The organism is Bradyrhizobium sp. CCBAU 65884 (assembly GCF_028128835.1).
In the GTDB taxonomy this organism is placed as follows: Bacteria; Pseudomonadota; Alphaproteobacteria; order Rhizobiales; family Xanthobacteraceae; genus Bradyrhizobium; species Bradyrhizobium ottawaense.
The window spans coordinates 1-20,350 of the sequence record NZ_LBJU01000107.1; the positions used below are offsets into that span (position 1 = coordinate 1).

General features: G+C 64.4%; 12 protein-coding genes and 1 pseudogene. 7 read left to right on the forward strand and 6 right to left on the reverse strand.

Annotation, left to right across the window (positions count from 1 at the left end; all coding sequences use genetic code 11):
* Positions 1 to 237: 237 nt before the first annotated feature.
* The 4 genes from XI03_RS12305 to XI03_RS12320 all read right to left on the reverse strand — a co-directional run bounded on the left by XI03_RS12305 (position 238) and on the right by XI03_RS12320 (position 5,270).
* Positions 238 to 1,344: a CaiB/BaiF CoA transferase family protein gene (locus XI03_RS12305; RefSeq protein WP_212429552.1), complete on the reverse strand. Its 1,107-nt coding sequence runs from the start codon at positions 1,342 to 1,344 to the stop codon at positions 238 to 240.
* Positions 1,345 to 1,542: 198 nt separating this feature from the next.
* Positions 1,543 to 2,343, reverse strand: coding sequence for an FAD binding domain-containing protein (locus tag XI03_RS12310; protein WP_271592286.1), 801 nt, complete (start codon positions 2,341 to 2,343; stop codon positions 1,543 to 1,545).
* Positions 2,344 to 2,358: 15 nt separating this feature from the next.
* Positions 2,359 to 4,701, reverse strand: coding sequence for a xanthine dehydrogenase family protein molybdopterin-binding subunit (locus XI03_RS12315; RefSeq protein WP_271592287.1), 2,343 nt, complete (start codon positions 4,699 to 4,701; stop codon positions 2,359 to 2,361).
* An 83-nt stretch (positions 4,702 to 4,784) separates the two neighbouring features.
* Complete coding sequence (locus XI03_RS12320; protein ID WP_018321562.1) at positions 4,785 to 5,270, reverse strand: (2Fe-2S)-binding protein; 486 nt, start codon at positions 5,268 to 5,270, stop codon at positions 4,785 to 4,787.
* Positions 5,271 to 6,186: 916 nt separating this feature from the next.
* Between XI03_RS12320 and XI03_RS12325 the strand changes: the two genes are divergently transcribed.
* From XI03_RS12325 to XI03_RS12340, 4 genes are all read left to right on the forward strand, one after another.
* Complete coding sequence (locus XI03_RS12325; RefSeq protein WP_152102082.1) at positions 6,187 to 7,902, forward strand: PQQ-dependent methanol/ethanol family dehydrogenase; 1,716 nt, start codon at positions 6,187 to 6,189, stop codon at positions 7,900 to 7,902.
* A 130-nt stretch (positions 7,903 to 8,032) separates the two neighbouring features.
* Entirely contained in the window at positions 8,033 to 9,214 is a 1,182-nt protein-coding gene (locus XI03_RS12330) for a c-type cytochrome (RefSeq protein WP_442869712.1), read from the forward strand.
* Between the two features lie 108 nt (positions 9,215 to 9,322).
* Entirely contained in the window at positions 9,323 to 10,009 is a 687-nt protein-coding gene (locus tag XI03_RS12335; protein WP_028143914.1) for a response regulator, read from the forward strand.
* Between the two features lie 106 nt (positions 10,010 to 10,115).
* A complete protein-coding gene (locus tag XI03_RS12340) occupies positions 10,116 to 10,814 on the forward strand; it encodes a response regulator (RefSeq protein WP_271592289.1) in 699 nt (232 codons plus the stop codon).
* Between the two features lie 145 nt (positions 10,815 to 10,959).
* Here the strand turns inward: XI03_RS12340 and XI03_RS12345 are convergent, their stop codons facing one another.
* Positions 10,960 to 12,318 carry a hybrid sensor histidine kinase/response regulator gene (locus XI03_RS12345; protein ID WP_271592290.1) on the reverse strand — a complete coding sequence of 453 codons (1,359 nt, stop codon included), beginning with the start codon at positions 12,316 to 12,318 and terminating at the stop codon, positions 10,960 to 10,962.
* 10 nt (positions 12,319 to 12,328) lie between these two features.
* Complete coding sequence (locus XI03_RS12350) at positions 12,329 to 13,495, reverse strand: FIST N-terminal domain-containing protein (RefSeq protein ID WP_212429550.1); 1,167 nt, start codon at positions 13,493 to 13,495, stop codon at positions 12,329 to 12,331.
* A 270-nt stretch (positions 13,496 to 13,765) separates the two neighbouring features.
* Here XI03_RS12350 and XI03_RS12355 point away from each other — a divergent pair.
* The 3 genes and pseudogenes from XI03_RS12355 (at position 13,766) to XI03_RS12365 (ending at position 20,348) form a co-directional block, all read left to right on the forward strand.
* A pseudogene (locus XI03_RS12355) lies at positions 13,766 to 15,848 on the forward strand (methyl-accepting chemotaxis protein).
* A 431-nt stretch (positions 15,849 to 16,279) separates the two neighbouring features.
* Positions 16,280 to 18,313 carry a methyl-accepting chemotaxis protein gene (locus XI03_RS12360; RefSeq protein WP_271592291.1) on the forward strand — a complete coding sequence of 678 codons (2,034 nt, stop codon included), beginning with the start codon at positions 16,280 to 16,282 and terminating at the stop codon, positions 18,311 to 18,313.
* Between the two features lie 550 nt (positions 18,314 to 18,863).
* A complete protein-coding gene (locus XI03_RS12365; RefSeq protein ID WP_028142004.1) occupies positions 18,864 to 20,348 on the forward strand; it encodes an MFS transporter in 1,485 nt (494 codons plus the stop codon).
* Positions 20,349 to 20,350: the final 2 nt, after the last annotated feature.

A 20,350-nucleotide genomic window follows, 5' to 3' on the forward strand; every position in this document is an offset into this window, starting at 1 on the left:
TCACCTTCAAAAACGGCCTCGAATACTTCAACGCCGTCGCAGCAGGATGGAGCCTCAGAGATATGTGCATGCCCTAGCGCGAAGGCGGGGACCCATACCCACAGGGAGTAGTTGCGGCGCGAGCAGATAACTCCGAGTCTCCGCCAAACCGCTTCCTGTGGTTATGGGTCCCGGATCTGCACTCGCTACGCTCGCTTGTCCGGGACGACGGCGGAGTTTGAAGCGGCAGCGGAGAGTCTATCTCTTCCACGCCTGCGTCACCGCGGCGATCTCCGCCGCCTCCGGTTCACGCACCGTCGACGGTGTCCGCGAGAACCGCGGCGCCGGCGCGGGCTGCTTGACGCCATGACGCTCGACGAACACGTTGCGGGCGACCATGTGCGGATGCTGGGTTGCTTCCGACATGGTCAACACCGGCGCGAAGCAGATGTCGGTGCCTTCCATGATCTTGCACCAGTCCTCGCGCGTCTTGCTCTTGAACACGGCCTTCAGCTTCTCCTTGAGCGCCGGCCAGGCCTTGGGGTTCATCTGCGCGTCGAAATCGGCATCGGTCAGGCCCGCATGCTCGCGCAGCAGCGCGTAGAACTGCGGCTCGATCGAGCCGATCGAGACGAAATGACCGCAGGCACATTCATAGACGCCGTAGAAATGCGCGCCGCCGTCGAGAAAGTTCTGGTTGCGGCCCTCGGTCCAGCGGCCGAGCGTGGTCATGTCGAAGAAGAACGACATCAGCGAGGCCGCCCCGTCGCACATCGCGGCATCGACGACTTGGCCCTTGCCGGATCGCTGCGCCTCCAGCAGGGCTGCGAGCACGCCGACGACGAGATAGAGCGCGCCGCCGCCGAAATCGCCGACCAGATTGAGCGGCGGCACCGGTGCTTCCTTCGTGCCGATGGCGGCGAGCGCACCGGTGATGGAGATGTAATTGATGTCGTGGCCGGCCGCATTGGCGAGCGGGCCTTCCTGGCCCCAGCCGGTCATGCGGCCATAGACCAGCTTGGGATTGCGTTCGAGCACGACGTCCGGGCCGAGCCCGAGCCGCTCCATCACGCCGGGACGAAAGCCCTCGACCAGCGCATCGGCGCTGGCAAGCAGGTCGAGCACCTCCGCGATCGCGGCCTTGTCCTTGAGGTCGAGCTCGATCACCTTGCGGCCGCGCCCCGCCACCGACTTCATGCTCTTCTTCGCGCCGACCCGGTCGAGCGTGACGACGTCGGCACCCATGTCGGCCAGCATCATGCAGGCGAACGGGCCGGGGCCGATGCCGGCGAATTCGACGATGCGGAAGCCCGAGAGCGGGCCGGAGGCGCGGACGGTCGAGGTGGGCGCTGATTTGTCGAGCACGTTGTTGTTTCCTCGGGTCGCGGGCGGATGCCGATGGTTCGGCCATCGCCGCTGACATTCTTCTTTGGAGCGAGTTAATCGGCTGATTAACTTTTCTCGCCTTCATGCCCGCGAGGCAAGCGCTTTTGATGCCGCATGGCCAAAATAAAACGGCGCGCACCGAAGTGCGCGCCGCGGAAAATTTGTGTCGAGGCGCTATCAGCGCGCCGCGGCCACCGCGCGCTGTGCCATTACCTTGATGAGGTTGGCGCGGTACTCGGCAGTGCCGTGGATGTCGGCCAGCAATCCGTTCGCCGAAATCGTCACGCCGTCGATCGCCGACGGCGACCAGTTCGCCTTCAGCGCCGCCTCAATCGCGGGCACCCGCATCACGCCGCTCTGCGAGGCGCCGGTCGCGGCAACCCGAACCTCGCCCGGTTTGGTCTGCGCGACGAACACGCCGGTCAACGCAAAGCGCGAGGCCGGATGCCGCATCTTCTCGTAGCCTGCCTTCGCCGGCACAGGGAACGACACGGCGGTGATGATCTCGCCGTCTTCAAGTGCCGTGGTGAACAGGCCCTGGAAGAAGTCCTCGGCCGAGATCGACCGCTTGTTGGTCTTTACGGTGGCGCCGAGCGCGAGCAGCGCGGCCGGGAAATCCGCGGCAGGATCGTTGTTGGCGATCGAGCCGCCGATCGTGCCGCGGTAACGCACCGCGGGGTCGCCGAGCACCGAGGTGAGATAGGAGATCGCGGGAATCGCCTTCTTCACGTCGGCATTGGTCATGATGTCGTAATAGATCGTGGCGGCCTTGATGGTCAGCGTGTCGCCCGACAATTCGACGCCCTGCAGCTCCTTGATCTTGCCGAGGTCGATCACGTCGGAGGGGCTTGCGAGGCGCTGCTTCATCACCGGCAGCAGCGTCTGGCCGCCGGCAAGGAACTTCGACTCGCTGCCCTTGGCGAACAGGCTGGCGGCCTCGTCGACCGAGGAAGCGCGATGATAGGTGGTCTGGTACATCTTCGTTCCTCCCTCTTAAGCCGCGTGGATCGTGCGCCACACCCGGTCAGGGGTTGCGGGCATTTCCAGGTTGTTCTTGCCGATCGCATCCGTGATCGCATTGATCACGGCCGCAGAGGCGCCGATCGCGCCGGCCTCACCGCAACCCTTGATGCCCAGGGGATTGCCCGGGCACAGCGTCGTGGTGTGGGAGAGGTTGAAGGAGGGCACATCGTCGGCGCGCGGCATGGCGTAGTCCATGAACGAGGCCGTGACCGGCTGGCCGTTGGCATCGTAGATCGCATGCTCGAGCAGCGCCTGTCCGATGCCTTGAACAAGGCCGCCATGGACCTGGCCCTCGACGATCATCGGGTTGATCAGCCGGCCGAAATCGTCGGCCGCGACGAAGTTGACGAAGGAGGTCTTGCCGGTGCCGGGATCGACCTCGAGCTCGCAGATATAGGTGCCGGCCGGGAAGGTGAAGTTGGTGGGGTCGTAGAAGGCGCTTTCCTTCAGACCCGGCTCCATCCCGTCAGGCAGATTGTGCGCGGTATAGGCTGCAAGGGCGACCATCGGCAGGGCAATCGCCTTGTCGGTGCCGGTGACCTTGAACTCGCCGTTCTCGATGACGATGTCGGCCTCGGAAGCTTCCAGCGCATGCGCCGCAATCTTCTTGGCCTTCGACTCCATCTTCTCCATCGCCTTCAGGATCGCGGTGAGGCCGACGGCCGCCGAGCGCGAGCCGTAGGTGCCCATGCCGAACTGCACCTTGTCGGTGTCGCCATGGACGATCGAGACCTGGCTGATGGGAACGCCGAGGCGCTCCGCGACGAGCTGGCAGAACGTGGTCTCGTGACCCTGGCCGTGGCTGTGCGATCCCGTCAGGATCTCGATGGTGCCGACCGGGTTGACGCGCACCTCGGCCGATTCCCAAAGACCGACGCCGGCGCCGAGGCTGCCGACCGCCTTCGACGGCGCGATGCCGCAGGCCTCGATGTAGCAGGACACGCCGATGCCGCGCAGCTTGCCGTCGGCTTTCGCCTTGGCCTTGCGGGCGGGGAAGCCGGCATAGTCGATCGCCTTCATCGCAGCATCGAGCGAGGCGTTAAAGTCCCCGATGTCATAGGCCATGATGACAGGCGTCTGATGCGGGAACTGGGTGATGAAGTTGGTCCGGCGCAGCTCGGCCGGATCGACCTTCAACTGCCGCGCCGCCGTTTCCATCAGCCGCTCGATCAGATAGCTCGCCTCGGGGCGGCCCGCGCCGCGATAGGCGTCGACCGGCGTGGTGTTGGTGTAGACCCCGATCACCTCGGCGTGGATCGCCGGGATGTTGTACTGGCCCGACAGCAGCGTCGCGTAGAGATAGGTCGGCACCGAGGACGAGAACAGCGACATGTAGGCGCCGAAATTGGCGTAGGTCTTCACCTTGAGGCCGGTGATCTTGTTGCTGGCGTCGAACGCCAGCTCGGCATGGGTGACGTGGTCACGGCCATGCGCGTCGGTGAGGAATGCCTCGGTGCGGTCGCCGGTCCATTTCACGGGACGGCCGATCTTCTTGGAGGCCCACAGCGCCACCATCTCTTCGGGATAGATGAAGATCTTGGAGCCGAAGCCGCCGCCGACGTCGGGGGCGATCACGCGCAGCTTGTGCTCGGGGGCGATGTTGTAGAACGCCGACAGCACGAGGCGGGCGACGTGCGGGTTCTGCGAGGTCGTGTAGAGCGTGAAATGCTCTTCCGCCGCGTCGTAATCGGCGATCGCCGCGCGCGGCTCCATCGCGTTCGGGGCGAGGCGGTTGTTGGTGACGTCGAGCTTGACCACATTGGCGGCCTTGGCGAAGGCGGCATCGGTGGCACCCTCATCGCCGATCACCCAGTCATAGACCTGGTTGCCGGGAGCTTCGGGGTGAAGCTGCGGCGCGCCAGACTTGATCGCGGCTTGGACGTCGGCGACCGCCGGGAGCTCTTCATAATTCACGACGACGGCCTCGGCCGCGTCGCGCGCCAGATTCTTGCTGTCGGCGATCACGACCGCGACGGCCTGACCGACGAAGCGCACGGTCTCCGGCGCCATCGCCGGCCATGCGCCCATCTTCATCGGGCTGCCGTCCTTGGAGGTGATGGCCCAGCCGCAAATGAGGTTGCCGACCTTGTCGTCGACAATCTGCTGGCCCGTGAGCACCGCGACCACGCCCGGCATCTTCAGCGCGGCGGAGGAATCGATCCCCTTCACCTTGGCGTGTGCGTGCGGGCTGCGGATGAAATGGGCATGGGTCATGCCCAGCAGCTTGATGTCGTCCACGTACCGGCCCTTGCCGGTAATGAAACGCTTGTCTTCCTTGCGCACGACTCGCGCGCCGATGCCTTCTACACCCATGTCTGGTCCTCCCGACCGGAAATTTCTTTGACCGCGCTTTCCCTCGAAAGCTGCAGCCGTGGTTCTTTTCGAGGCGTGCCGCTTTACTCGGCCGCCTGCGAGACCTTCATGCGCCCGGCTGCATCCAGCACGGCTTTGACGATGTTGTGGTAGCCGGTGCAGCGGCAGATATTGCCTTCCAGCTCGGTTCGGACGGTCGCCTCGTCAAGCTGGCCGCCGTGACGATGCACGATGTCGATCGCCGACATGATCATGCCCGGCGTGCAATAGCCGCATTGCAGGCCGTGATTGTCGCGGAAGGCGGCCTGCATCGGGTGCAGCTCGTCGCCCTTGGCGATGCCTTCGATGGTGGTGATGCTGGCCCCGTCGGCCTGGCCCGCCAGCATGGTGCAGGATTTCACCGCGCGGCCGTCCATGTGCACGACACAGGCGCCGCACTGGCTGGTGTCGCAGCCGACATGGGTACCCGTGAGATTGAGGTGATCGCGCAGCAGTTGGACCAGCAGCGTGCGGTCCTCGACGTCGACAGCAACGGCCTTGCCGTTCACCGTCAGTTTGACTGTAGACACGATGTCGTCCTCCCAGAATGTTTGTAGTTATTCCAATTAGAAACAGCGCGATGAAACTTTGCAACTGGGATTTTGGGTCGCCGGCGTCACGAAACGGTCGTCGAGGCGCCGCGATCAGACAACAGCGATCCGTGCCGCCGCCAGCGCATGGCGCGACCTGTCCGAAACCTGCAAGGAGATGGTCTCTCGTCTTCCGCGGCGTCCACCTCTGCCATCGCGCGAAGGTTGCTCGCCCGCGGATGTCGGTCCTTGGCGCCGCCGATTGTCTCTCCCTTGGGATTCTTGTCGTCGTTCCGCAAATAGGAGCACGGCCGGGCAACTTTGTAATCGCGATCTTGGTAGTAGGATTTGGCGCGGTAAGCCATTGATTTCATTGAAGCGTTGGTCGCCACGACGAGCCGTGGCCGGCTCGGGGGGCTGCCGGGAAGCGGACTGACCAAGTCCGCCTGTACCTCCTGGCGATCAATGGACGCGAAGAAGACAACCGATCTCTCGAGATGGCTTCGCCAATCGAGCGCCCACCGTCGTCCTGAAGGCGGGCCGGTCAAAGCGACAACGACACCGTGACATTGACGGATATCGTAACGCCCAGCGGCCATCCGTCGCGGTTGAACCGTCGTCGTGATTTGTGGACGTCGCTTATGCCGACTTTCGACGGAACGCGCGGATGGCTGCACGATGTTGCCGCAATCCAATCACTGGTTTCGAGCTGCCAACGAGCGACAAGAAGCGAGTGCCGACAACGAGATGAGTGGCCAAGCCTGACAGTGATTTGCACTACTACCTTCCGCCTATACTAAGCGCGAAAAGTCGATGCTGTAATTTCCGTGATGGTTCGCAGGCGAACTGCGTATCGAAAGCGCAAAAGCGCATCGGCGCCCAACGTGGCGCGCAAAGCAACATCACGGAGGGAATAATGACCTTTGGAACGAGGGGCTTCTTGGCCGGCATTTCGATGATCGCGATGCTGGGCGCCGGCACGATTGGCGTTCGCGCCAACGATTCACTGCTCAAAGCGCAATCCGATTCCAATCAATGGGCGGTGGCGGGCCACGACTACGCCAACACGCGGTTCAGCCCGCTCAACCAGATCAACGCCGAGAACGCCGGCAAGCTGTCGCTTGCCTATTCGTTCTCGCTTGCATCGCTGCGCTCGAACGAATCCTCGCCGATCGTCATCGGCAACACGTTGTACGTCTCGACGTCATGGGGGCCGAAATACGTCTACGCGCTCGACGCCGCGACCGGTGCGCGCAAGTGGACCTACGAGCCGGAGATTCCGGACGACGTGCTGCAATACGCCTGCTGCGACGTGAACAATCGCGGCGTCTCCTACGCTGACGGCAAGATCTTCGTCGGCCGACTCGACGGCAAGCTGACCGCGCTCGACGCTGCGACGGGCAAGGCGCTGTGGACGGCGAAGGTGGTCGATTACAAGCAGGGCTCGGTCATCACCTCGCCGCCGCTGGTCGTGCGCGACAAGGTCATCACCGGCTTCGGCGGTGGCGAGTACGGCGTGCGCGGCGCGCTTCAGGCCTTCGACATCAACACCGGCAAGCTCGCTTGGCAGACCTTTACCGTTCCCACGCCGGAGGAGCCCGGCGGCGATACCTGGAAGGGCGATTCCGCGCAGCATGGCGGCGGCGCGGCCTGGCTGGTCGGCTCCTATGATCCCAAGACCGATACCGTGTATTGGGGCACCAGCAATCCCGGGCCGTGGAACACTGCCGTGCGCTCGACCGGCAATGGTGATTTCGGCAAGCTGACCAACCTCTACACGGCCTCGACGCTGGCGCTCGACCCGAACACCGGCAAGATCAAGTGGCATATCCAGACCACGCCCGCCGACGCCTGGGACTATGACGGCGTGAACGAGGCCGTGCTCGCCGACCTCAACATCGGCGGCAGCAACGTTCCGGCGCTGATGAAGGCGGATCGCAACGGGTTCTTCTTCGTCGCCAACCGCGAGACCGGCAAGGTTCTTTCGGCAGAGAAGTACGTCTTCTCGAACTGGGCGCAGAAATTCGATCTCGCCACCATGCGCGCGGTCGAGGATCCCGACAAGCGTCCGGGCCCCGGCCATCCCGCCAAGGACATCTGCCCCAATCTGATCGGCGGCAAGAACTGGCAGCCGATGTCGTTCAACCCGCAGACCGGCCTCGTCTACATTCCCTCCAACAATGTCTGCATGGATTGGTCGGTCAGTGACGTCGCCTACAAGCGCGGCGTGTTCTATCTCGGCGCCGAATTCCCGACCAAGGAAGGCCCCGGTGGCTTCCTCGGCGAGCTCGTGGCCTGGGATCCCGTCAACCAGAAGAAAGTCTGGTCCATCAAGGAAGACCTGCCTTTCAATGGCGGCACGCTGACCACTGGCGGGGGCCTGGTGTTCGCCGGCAACATCCATGGCGATTTCCGCGCGATCGATGCGAAATCCGGCAAAATGCTCTGGAGCAAGAATCTCGGCTCCGGCATCGGTGCGGGTCCTGTGACCTACATGGTCGACGGCAAGCAATACGTCGCCATCGTCGTCGGCCGTACGGCAGCACTGCCCGCGTTCCTGGGCGAGGTTGGCAAGAAGATGACGGCTGCAGCTCCCGAGGGCGGCTCGCTCTTCGTGTTCTCCGTCCAGTGACCACTGGCGCGTGTATCCCGAGGTGAGGGGATACACGCGCTCTTTTCCCAAAGTGTGATCGCGTCGTTGCGGCCGAGGCAGGGCCTTGTCGCAACGTGACGCCAACGATGCCCAACCACGGGAGGTGAGGATGCGTCCAAATCGTTCTGGCCTTGGCAATAGCAGACGTCGCGCCATCGCAGCTTTACTTGCATGTGTTGCCGGTTCCGCGCTCATCGTGCCAGCCGCCACAAGCCGCGCCGACGAAGTGAAGCCGTTCCGGCTCTGTGCCGATCCGACCAATCTTCCGTTCTCGAGCAACAGCCCCTCGCAACCCGGCCTCTATGTCGAGATCGGGCAGGCGCTGGCGCGGGCGCTCGGGCGGCCGATCGCCTACGACTGGTACAAATCGTATTTCGGCAAGCGCACCGTCCGCGTGACGCTGCTCGGCAAGCAGTGCGACGCCATGATCGGCCTGCCGCGCTCCGAGGATTTCATGGGGCCAGCCGTCATCTTCTCGAGCACGGTTGCGCGTGAGGGTTACGCCCTCGTGACGGCAAAGGACCGGACGATCTCCGGGATCGACGAACTCCGGGGCAAGCGGGTCGCCGTGCAGTTCGCCAGCACGCCACAGAACCTCCTGGCGACGCGTGACGACATCCAAAAGGTGACGGTGCTGTCGCCCGAGGAAGGCATGCAGGCGCTCGATCGGGGCAAGGCCGACGTCGCCTTTATCTGGGGACCCGTGGCCGGCTGGCTGAACAAGACCGTCTACCAGGATCGGTATCGCGTTCAGCTCACCGAAGGCGAAGGTTTGTCGTGGGACGCGGCGATCGGCTTCGCGAAGGCCTCGACAGAACTGCGCGACCAGATCGATGCGGTTTTGCCGGACCTCGAGCGGACCATCGCCGACCTCAAGGTGAAGTATGGCCTGCCGACCGGTCAGGCTCTCCACTTCAATGCCGTGCAGACGCCGGCGGGAACCACGACCGGAGCCGGGACCGGCGCGGCGCATGTGGCCAGCGTCGTCGCGACCGAGACCAAGGGCGACGCGCTGGCGTCAAATGCCGAAGCTGTCGGTCAGGGCAAGGAGATCTTCAACGGCACCTGTGCGCATTGCCATGGTCCCGACGCGATCCAGAGCGAGCGGAAGATCGATCTGAGGCTGCTACGTCACCGCTACGGCGACGAGATGCGAGAGAAATTCCTGACCACGGTGCATGAGGGGCGTCCGGCCAAGGGCATGCCGTCCTGGAAAGAGGTCTTCACCGACAGCCAGTTCGACAACATCTACGCCTTTCTGCTGACGGTTCAGGCCGAATCGAACGACTGAATGGTCTTGACCGGACGGCATCGGGGAGATGTTCTAGGGTCCGTTTCGCATCCATCGGCACGAACGTCCGATGGATGCGCCCGCGCGATGGACCCCGGGGAAGGTGCCATGACCAGCTTCCTGATCATCGACGATCATCCGCTGTTTCGCGAGGCGCTCGGCAATGCCGTGCGGCTGGCGCTGCCGGAGGCCCGCATTCTGGAAGCGATGTCGATCGAGGACGCCTTACGGGTGCTTTCGGTCGAACGGGGGATCGACCTTGCGCTGCTCGATCTCTCGCTTCCCGACGCAACCGGTTTCTCCGGCTTTCTCAGGCTGCGCGAGACCTATCCGCGCCTGCCGGTCGCCATCGTCTCGAGCGAGGAGGATCAGCATGTGGTCCGCGAGGCACTGGCGCTGGGTGCTGCCGGCTATCTGCCGAAATCCACGTCCAAGCGCGAGCTCGCGCAGTCGATCGAAGGCGTGCTCGGCGGATCGGTGTCGGTGCCGAAGGATTTCGTGGCGGAGCCGCAGCGGAAGCGGGCCGACAGCAGCAAGGCACTCAGGGTCAAGCTTCGCGAACTGACGCCGCAGCAGCTTCGCGTGCTCGATCTCCTTCGCCGCGGCTATCCGAACCGGCAGATCGCGCAGGAGCTTCAACTCGCCGAATCGACCGTGAAGGCGCACATCACCGAGATCCTGCGCAAGCTCGGACTGTTCAGCCGCAACAAGGCGATCGTCGAGATCGGCAAGGTCGATCTGCCGGATCCGCGGCAGCGGCCCCATCCGAGGATCGATCGCGGGAGGCCGCAATGAGCTGCTGGTCCGATTTGATCTGGATCAAGCCGGGTTGCTCCGGCGACGGCATGCTCGCCGGTCTGATCGCTGACTTCGGTGACGAGCTGGGAACGGCCCAAATCTGATGCGGTTTCTGATTGTCGAGGATCATCCGCTGTTTCGCGAGGCGCTCGAGGGAGCGCTGCAAATGGCGACGCCGGATGCCGAGATGCTTCAGGCCAACTCGATCGACGGTGCGCTCGAATTGTTGGCGTCGAGGCCCGATGTCGACCTCATTCTCCTCGACTTGTCGATACCCGGGACGACCGGACTGTCCGGCATCATCCGCATCCGCAAGGCGTTTCCGCGCGTTCCCGTCGTCATCGTGTCGGGGCACCAGGACGCGCAGATCATCTCGGGCGCATTGTCGCTCGGCGTATCCGGCTACATCCTCAAATCCTCGTCCAAGCAGGAGCTGGCGCATTCGATCGGCGAAGTCGTGCGCGGCGCGGTGTGTCTGCCGGCCGCTTTTCGCGCGCTGGCCCGCCCGCAGCGTTCGCCGATCGCGGCCCAGGAGCTGCTGAAGCGCCTTCACGATCTGACGCCCCAGCAATTGCGTGTCCTCGAAATGCTCAAGCGCGGCCTGCAGAACAAGCAGATCGCCTTTGAGCTGAAGATCTCCGAGACCACCGTGAAGGTTCACGTCTCGGATATCCTGCGCAAGCTGAACGTGATGAGCCGCACCAAGGCGATCGTCGAAATGTCGAAGATCGATTTTGCGACGCTGGCGGGCTCGGGAGCGGCCGCGAAGCGCGACCGCGCCCGGACCGATCCGCAGGCATGATTGCCACCTCGTTCGCCGCCGATGCGACGCGAGGTGATGAACTAAAGCGCGATATGCGATCAGGATGAATCGTCATCGCGCTTTTAGGTTGTTGTTTAAGCATGATCTTTTCGGAAAACCGCTGCGCACTTTTCCGCATCATGCTTTAGCTCAGCAGGAACGACAGCAGCGCGCGCATTTCCGCCGGCCTGATCGGCTTCTTCAGCACTTCCAGCCCGTAGCGGCTGGCTTCCGCCGCAGCCTTTTCGGAATAATCCGCGGTGATGATCATCGCCGGCACGTCCGACTTCAACCGCTGCCGGATTCCCTCGACGGCCGACAATCCGCTTTCGCCGTGATCGAGATGGAGATCGGCGATGATGGCGTCCGGCGTGCCGCCGAGCTCACTCAAGCGCTGGGCGGCATCCGCGGCGGATCTCGTGGTCGCGACATCGCAGCCCCATCCTTCCAGCAAGGCGGCCAGCGCCTCCGCGCCCGAGGCGTCGTTCTCGATGAGCAGGATCTTGGCCCCTCCCAGACCGCCATAGTGCAGGTCTGCGGGCTTCATCTCCTGCAGGTCGTCGCTGACATCGGCGCGATCGGCCTGCTCCAGCTCGAGCACAAAGGTCGATCCGCGGCCGACATGCGACGACAGCCGCACGTCGTGGCCGAGCGCCGTCGCGAAGCGGCGCACGATCGAAAGACCGAGGCCGAAGCCGGCCTGGTCGGTCGCGCTCGCGTCGCCGCGCTGGAACTCCCGGAAGATCGCCTCCTGCTGCGCCTGCGCAATTCCGGGCCCGGTATCGGAGATCTGGATCGCGATGCGATCGCCACGCCGTCTGCATCCCATGATGACGCCGCCGCTGCGGGTATAACGGATCGCATTCGCGAGCAGATTTTGCAGGATCCTCCGGAGCATCATCGGGTCGGACAGGACCGCGAGCGGCGAGCTGCGGACGCGCAGGGACAGTCCCTGCCTCCAGGCGATCGGCTCGAACTCGTCGCGGAGCTGGTCGAGCAGCGGCCCAAGCGCGATCGGCCGCACGTCGGGCCGGAGCGCGCCCGCATCGAGCTTCGCGATCTCCAGAAGCGAGCGCAGCAGGTCTTCCAGCGTGACCAGGGACCGGTCGACCTGGTCGATGAGCAGGCCTGCTTCCTGCGACTCCATCATCTCGGTGAGGGCCGACAGGGTCAGGCGTGCCGCGTTCAGCGGCTGCAGGAGATCGTGGGTGACCGAGATCAGCACGGACGATTTCAGCGAGCTTGCAGCTTCCGCCTGCTGCTTGGCGCGGTACAAGCCTTCGTTGGCCCGCTCGACCGAACGCAGGGCATCCCGCAACTGATGCGTCCGGTCGCGAACTTGATGGTCGAGCGCGATTGCGGTTTCGAATAGTGAGAACGCATTGAGCTGCTGGTCCATCGACCGCTCGACGCGCGACATCAGCGCCGCATTGATCTTCTTCAGCTTGACCGACTCCCGCCGGAGCTGCTCGATCGTTTCGGCATCCTGCCAGGTCTCTGCCACGTCGGCTCCGTTACGTCGGCCGCCTGCCGATGGCGACGCCGGTGAAGGTCTGGTTCACGTGCATCGAGCCGAACTGTTCGCCGTAGGTATGGAACCCGACGACGCGGTTCTGCCGGTACAGCTCGGACATTTCGCGTGAAAGCTGATGCTGCTCGGCATCCAGCCGGCGTAGCAGGCATTCGAAGCCAATATAGAGAGAGACGTCGCCGATCTGGTCACGGGTTTCCGCGAAGGCGTCGCGGGTGGCTCCGACCAGGCTGCACGAGGTTGCCGTCGTCAGCACCATGCCCTCGTCGATCGCGCAGAAGAAGCGCAGCGAGCCGTCGGGATCGACGCGCTGGATCGACCGCGCATAATAGGACCCGCCGACCCGGACCAGCACCGGATGGGATGCGAAGGAGAACGGGTCGAGCTTGGCGTCGATGATTCCGACGGCACGGGAATATTCCGCGGCGGCAGGCTCGGCGTTCAATTCCTTGACGACGCGCTGCTCGATATCGGCCTCGGTGACCACCATCTTCTGTGCGGTCGGCTCGAAATTGTCGCATTTGAACACGCGGAACGGCAGCGACGTGTTGAGGAGAATGAGGAGGGCCGCGTCGGTGTGGGCCTTGCCGTCGAAGAACACCCAGGTCCTTTCGAAGCGCAGGCCGTCGCCGGCCGACCCGCCGACGATCGGGATATTGTCGAGTGAGGCATAGAGGGCGGACATCACAGCTTCTTCGCGGCGGCACATGCCGTCGATCAGCACCAGGCCGAACGGGTTGCGGCCGCTGACCTCCGAGGTTGCCCGCAGCAGCTCGTGGCGAAGCTCGCTGCCGATCCGGCGGCCGTCCTCGACGTGGAAATTGGCGAGATTCAGGATCGGCCGGACCACGGCGTTGAAGTCAGCCTGGCTGAACGTCATCGCGACAACGCTGTTCTCGTCCCAGCCGTCCGGCGCCAGCTCGCCTGCCGTCGTGCAGCCGCAGACCGGCGTGTCCGCAAAGTGTCTCGTGATCTCGGCGATGAATCGATGAGGATCGTAGCGGGGGGAGAGGAAGACCAGGACCAGGGCCAGCTCGTCCGACGGAAGCTGGGCGACCAGCTCGGCAACGGCCTCGTCGACGGTCGGAGCTTTCGATTTCGCGACCGCAACGCTGGACGAACCGCCAAACCGAAGATCGGCCTGCCCCACTTCGTTTCTCTCCTCAAGGACCGGCTTGGTCTGTCGCCAAGATCTGCCGCCAAGTGCCGAAAACAGTAGGGCTTTTCCAGTCTACCCGCAACAAGTCGCGCGGTGTCCGGCCCGGACTGGAAGTCGCCGGTCTGGTGCTTGCGCAGCCCGCGATTGCGAGCCGGAGGAATTTACCGCCCCTTGACGATTCTGCCTTAGTTTTGCGCATGCGGTCGGGGAGGCGGGGCGCCTTCGGATCGCGGCTGTTTGGAATAAGTAATGGGGGTGGGAATGTCCGGGCGTATCGCGTCGCCATCAAAGCGCACAATATTTCCCACCCTGAGGTTCCGCGCCAAGATCATCCTGGGTTTCGCGGTCGTGCTGGCGATCTCCGCCGGCAGCATGGCCTTCTCCTATTTCGGCTTCGAGCGGGTTTCGGCCGGGGTCGGGTCCTACCGCAGCAGCGTGTCGGAGGCCGACCTCGCCCGCAACATCGACCGCGAGCTGCTCGGCTACCGTTCGGCCGTCAAATATTTCGTCGTCACCGGCAAGGAAGATGACGCCAAGGCGGCGCTCGAGGCCGAGGCCAGCCTGAAGAACGCCATCGACCAGGCCGTGAAGAGCGCCAAGACCCCGGCGCGGGGGGAGAGTCTCGACAAGCTCGCCAAGGAGTTCGCGAATTTCTCCGCAACCTTCGCCAAGGTTCTGCAGGCCAAGCGTGACAGCACGTTGCTGGTGCAGAACCAGCTGCAGCGCCAAGCCAATCTCCTGAAGTACAAGCTGGACGATATCGGTAACAACGCTTCCGATTCCGAGGCCCAGTCGATCGAGTTCGGTACCAAGCAGGTCAACGCCCAGTTCCAAACCGCGAGTGCTGCAGCCACCAATTTCGTGCTCACGTCCGATCAGGCGATCGCGACCAGCGCGCTGGCGCGGCTGAAATTCGTGGAGAACTCGCTCGGCGCGGTCTATTCGATGGACGACAAGATCGTCGCCGGCCTGAAGGAAGCCAAGACCATCCTCGGCGCCTATCGCGAAGCGCTGGAGAAGCTGATCGCCAACGCCAAGTTGGTCGACGGGCTCGTCACCGAGATGAGCGGTTCGGCCGGTGCGATCCTGCAAGGCGCCACCGCCATGAAGGCGGACCTCGTCGCCGACCAGCAGCGGCTGGATTCGGAATCGGAAGCGACGATCGGGAAGACCGAGCAACTGGTTCTGATGCTCGCCATCGGCGGTACGCTGCTTGGTGCGGTCCTCGCCTTCCTGCTCGGCACCGGCATCTCGCGTCCGATGATCGCGATGTGCAAGGCGATGCGTGAGCTGGCCTCGGGCAATTTCGACGTGGTGCTGCCGGGTCTCGGCCGCAAGGACGAGATCGGCGAGATGGCCGGTGCGGTCGAGGAGTTCAAGGTTCAAGCCGTGGCAAAAGCCGAGCGCGATGCCGCTGCCAGCGAAGCCCAGAACAGGGAGGCGAGCGCTGCCCGCCGCTCCGAGCTGATCCGCTTCGCCGACGATTTCGAGAGCGCGGTCGGCGCCATCGTCTCCAACGTCTCGGCCTCGGCCGTGCAGCTGGAATCGGCGGCCTCCACGCTGACCCGCACCGCCGAGACCACCCAGAGCCTGTCGAGCCAGGTCGCCGGCGTCTCCGAGCAGGCGTCCTCCAACATGCAGTCGGTCGCCACCGCGACGGAAGAGCTCTCGGCCTCGGTCGAGGAGATCGGCCGCCAGGTCCGCGACTCCAGCCGGATTGCGGAAGCTGCCGTCGTGCAGGCCAAGGAAACTGACGGTCGCATCGGCAAGCTCTCGCATGCCGCCCAGCAGATCGGCGAGGTGGTCAAGCTGATCACGGCGATTGCCGAGCAGACGGGGGGGGGGGGGGGGGGGGGGGGGGGGGGGGGGGGGGGGGGGCAATCTTCTCGCGCTCAACGCCACCATCGAGGCGGCACGCGCCGGTGAAGCCGGGCGCGGGTTCGCCGTGGTTGCCAGCGAAGTGAAGTCGCTGGCGAGCCAGACCGCGAAGGCCACCGACGAGATCTCCTCGCACATCACGGGCATGCAGGGCGCCACGGCCGAATCGGTAGCCGCGATCAAGGAGATCGGTGCGACCATCGGCCAGATCTCGTCGATCTCGACCTCGATCGCCAGCGCGGTCGAGCAGCAGGGTGCCGCGACGCAGGAGATCGCGCGCAGCGTCCAGACCGTCGCGCAGGGTACCCAGACCGCAGCCACCGACATCGGCGAGGTCAACCGCGGCGCCGCCGAGACCGGCTCGGCCTCCGAGGAAGTGCTGCACTCGGCCAAGACACTGTCATCCGAAAGCACCCGCCTGCGCGCCGAGCTCGATCGCTTCATGGGGAATATCAGGGCGGCGTAAGTTGCTTGGCCTCGTTGCGAGTCAGACGCTCAGCTGTCACCCCACTCTCCGCTGTCGTCCCCGCGAAAGCGGGGAACCATAACCACAGGGAGCGGATATGGAGCGAGCGGGCAACTCCGAGTCTTCGCCAAACCACTCCCTGTGGTTATGGGTCCCGGATCAGCACTCCGCTCCCGGCAACGCTACGCGTTGCCAAGAGCTCCGCTTGTCCGGGACGACAACGGAGATTTGGTGCCCGCACTTAATTTATGACGGCATTTGTAACGGCGCGGAAAAGCGCGCCTTAACAAATCCCCGCGTCACCTAACCGCGAGTTGCGGCGCCACAAATTTACCACAGCTTATCCTTTGCCGATTACCGTGCGGGCGAGTCAGGAAGCGGGCTGCTTCCGGGCTGCGCCTGGTTTTCCGCGAATGGAATGGGGTGGGGGAATGTCGGTCAAGTCGAAGTCGAACCAATCGAAGCTGCCAAGCTTGCGTTTTCGCGCAAAAATCATCCTCGGCTTCGTGGCGGTGCTAGCCATCCTCGCCGTCAGCATGGCTTTCGCCTATTTCGGCTTCGAGCGGATCCAGGCCGCCGTGGCTTCCTACCGCACCAGCGTGTCGGAAGCCGACCTCGCCCGGACGGTCGATCGCGAGCTGATCGCCTATCAGGGACTGGCTCGGGCCTATACCCTGACGGGGGCGGTGGATGACGAGACCGCAGCCAAGGCTGCCGAAGACAATCTGAAGAGCGCGATCGCCAAGTCGATGTCCGCCACGACAGGCGCCGCCCGCCGCGAGCAGGTCGGCAAGCTGGAGGCCGAGTTTCAGCGCTTCACGAAGGTGTTCGGGGAGATCATCGTCCTGACGCGCGAGAACAACAAGATCGCGGCCGATGAGCTCAACAGCGTCGGCAACAAGATCCGCTTCAAGTTCGACGACCTCGCCGATACCGCCGCGCTGGCGGGGCTGGCATCGGTCCAGACCACGGCCAAGGACATCACCTCGCAATATCTGGCTGTCTCCACCTCGGTCAGCGCCTTCGTCGCCAAGCCGGAGCCGAAGACCGCCGACGGCGTGATCGCCCGCATCAAATTCCTGGAGACCCTGCTGGTCTCGATCTATGCCAGCGACCAGAAGATCACCGACCGCGTCACCGAGATCGGCAATCTGCTGAAGCAGTACCGCACCTCCTTCTCAAAGCTGACCGAGAACGTGAAGATCATCGTCAAGTCGAACGGTGAGATGACCAAGACGGCGGCGACCATCCTCAAGCTCTCGGCCGAGCTGCGTTCGGATTTGACTGCCGACCAGCAGCGCATCGAGGCGAGCGCCAACGCGACGATCGGAGAGACCGAGCAACTGATGTTGATGATGGCGCTCGGCGGCCTTGCCATCGGTGCCGTGCTGGCCCTGTGGCTCGGCAACGGCATCTCGCGTCCGATGATCGCGATGTGCAAGGCGATGCGTGAGCTCGCCTCGGGCAATTTCGACGTGGTGCTGCCGGGTCTCGGCCGCAAGGACGAGATCGGCGAGATGGCCGGTGCGGTCGAGGAGTTCAAGGTTCAAGCCGTGGCAAAAGCCGAGCGCGATGCCGCTGCCAGCGAAGCCCAGAACAGGGAGGCGAGCGCTGCCCGCCGCTCCGAGCTGATCCGCTTCGCCGACGATTTCGAGAGCGCGGTCGGCGCCATCGTCTCCAACGTCTCGGCCTCGGCCGTGCAGCTGGAATCGGCGGCCTCCACGCTGACCCGCACCGCCGAGACCACCCAGAGCCTGTCGAGCCAGGTCGCCGGCGTCTCCGAGCAGGCGTCCTCCAACATGCAGTCGGTCGCCACCGCGACGGAAGAGCTCTCGGCCTCGGTCGAGGAGATCGGCCGCCAGGTCCGCGACTCCAGCCGGATTGCGGAAGCTGCCGTGGTCCAGGCCAAGGAGACCGACGGGCGCATCGGCAAGCTCTCGCATGCCGCCCAGCAGATCGGCGAGGTGGTCAAGCTGATCACGGCGATTGCCGAGCAGACCAATCTTCTCGCGCTCAACGCCACCATCGAGGCGGCACGCGCCGGTGAAGCCGGGCGCGGGTTCGCCGTGGTTGCCAGCGAAGTGAAGTCGCTGGCGAGCCAGACCGCGAAGGCCACCGACGAGATCTCCTCGCACATCACGGGCATGCAGGGCGCCACGGCCGAATCGGTAGCCGCGATCAAGGAGATCGGTGCGACCATCGGCCAGATCTCGTCGATCTCGACCTCGATCGCCAGCGCGGTCGAGCAGCAGGGTGCCGCGACGCAGGAGATCGCGCGCAGCGTCCAGACCGTCGCGCAGGGCACCCAGACCGCAGCCACCGACATCGGCGAGGTCAACCGCGGCGCCGCCGAGACCGGCACGGCCTCAGAGGAGGTGCTGCACTCGGCCAAGACGCTGTCCAGCGAAAGCACCCGCCTGCGCGCCGAGCTCGATCGCTTCATGGGGAATATCAGGGCGGCGTAAATTCGCGGCCTCTGAAGTTCGCGCCGCCGCCTCATACTCCGCTGTCGTCCCGGACAAGCGCGCCTCAAGCGCGCGCCGATCCGGGACCCATACTCCCAGCGAGGAGTTGGGACGGACGCTGACAACTTCGAGCTATCGCCAAACCACTCCCTGTGGCTATGGGTCCCGGATCAGCGCTCCGCTCCCGGCAACGCTACGCGTTGCCAAGAGCTCCGCTTGTCCGGGACGACAGCGGAGTTTGCGCGGTTGATGTAGAAGGTCAGCATCGACAGCGCGCTTCGCACTCGTCCGCACGGCGCCGCGCTTGGCGCTCGTCGTCCTGCGCAAGGCTGTTTTGCGGGATTGTGTCGTCTTTCTGACATGAGCCATGCGTCAACTCCTTGCGGCTCCATCGGAAACGAGCGGTACGAAGGGCGTTCCCGTGGGAACCCGGCCTCGCCGCAGACGTTGTCGCAGGTGGCAGGCGGAATGCCGCACCCCGATGATCGGATCAACCCCGTCCACGTCATGTGAGCCGGGGGCGCTTCCATTGATCAGACACAACAACCCGATGGAATTGCAGCAAAGCCCAGCGCCGAACTATGCTCCTGTGGTCGCGGCAGCCGCGGCCGATCGCATCGTCGAGACCAGTATCCCCGCGCGGCTCGACGCGCTGCCCTGGAGCGGCTTTCACACTCGCGTCGTGCTGGCGCTCGGCATCACCTGGATCCTCGACGGACTCGAGGTGACGCTGGCCGGCGCGCTCTCCGGTGCGCTGAAGCAGAGCCCGTCGCTGCAATTCACCAATCTCGATCTCGGCATTGCCAATTCCGCCTATCTCGCCGGCGCCGTGCTCGGTGCGCTCGGCTTCGGCTGGCTGACCGACCGCATCGGCCGCAAGAAGCTGTTCTTCATCACGCTGGCGCTCTATCTCTCGGCGACGGCCGCGACCGCTCTGTCATGGAATGTCGCGAGCTACGCGCTGTTTCGTTTCCTCACCGGTGCCGGCATCGGCGGCGAATACACCGCGATCAACTCGACCATCCAGGAGCTGGTGCCGGCGCGCTATCGCGGCTGGACCGATCTCGTCATCAACGGCAGTTTCTGGATCGGGGCCGCAATGGGCGCGGTGGCGTCGATCGTGCTGCTGGATCCTGCCGTGATCAACCCCGATCTCGGCTGGCGCCTGGCTTATCTCATCGGCGCGACCGTCGGCCTCGTCGTGCTCTTGATGCGGATGTGGATTCCGGAGAGTCCGCGCTGGCTGATGATCCATGGCCGCCCCGATCAGGCCCACGCAATCGTCGACGAGATCGAACGCTCGGTGATCGGACACGACCAGGATACGAGCGACGGACGCTTCACAAAGATCCGGCTGAAGATGCGCGATCACACGCCGATCCGCGAGGTCGTGCACACGCTATTCTCGGCATATCGCCAGCGCGCGCTGGTCGGCCTCGTGCTGATGAGCGCGCAGGCGTTCTTCTACAATGCCATCTTCTTCACTTTCGCGCTGGTGCTGACCGATTTCTACGGCATCAGCGCCGATCATGTCGGCTGGTACCTGCTCCCCTTCGCCGCCGGCAATTTCCTTGGGCCCCTGCTGCTCGGCCGGCTGTTCGATACGCTCGGGCGCCGCATCATGATCATGTTCACCTATGGCGTGTCGGGCCTGTTGCTGGCGATCTCGGGCTATCTGTTCTCCATCGGCGTCCTCTCGGCGCAGGGGCAGACCATCGCCTGGATGGTGATCTTCTTCTTCGCCTCGCCGGCCGCGAGCGCGGCCTATCTCACCGTCAGCGAGACCTTTCCGCTCGAAGTTCGCGCGCTGGCGATCGCGGTGTTCTACGCGGTCGGCACCGGCATCGGCGGCGTGATCGGGCCGGCGCTGTTCGGCGTGCTGATCGACACGGGATCGCGCACCAGCGTGTTCGCCGGCTATCTGCTGGGGTCAGCCCTGATGATCGCGGCCGCGATCGTGGCGTGGCGCTATGCCGTCCCTGCGGAGCGCAAATCGCTCGAACAAATCGCGCGGCCGCTCGCCTTTATGGAGTAGAC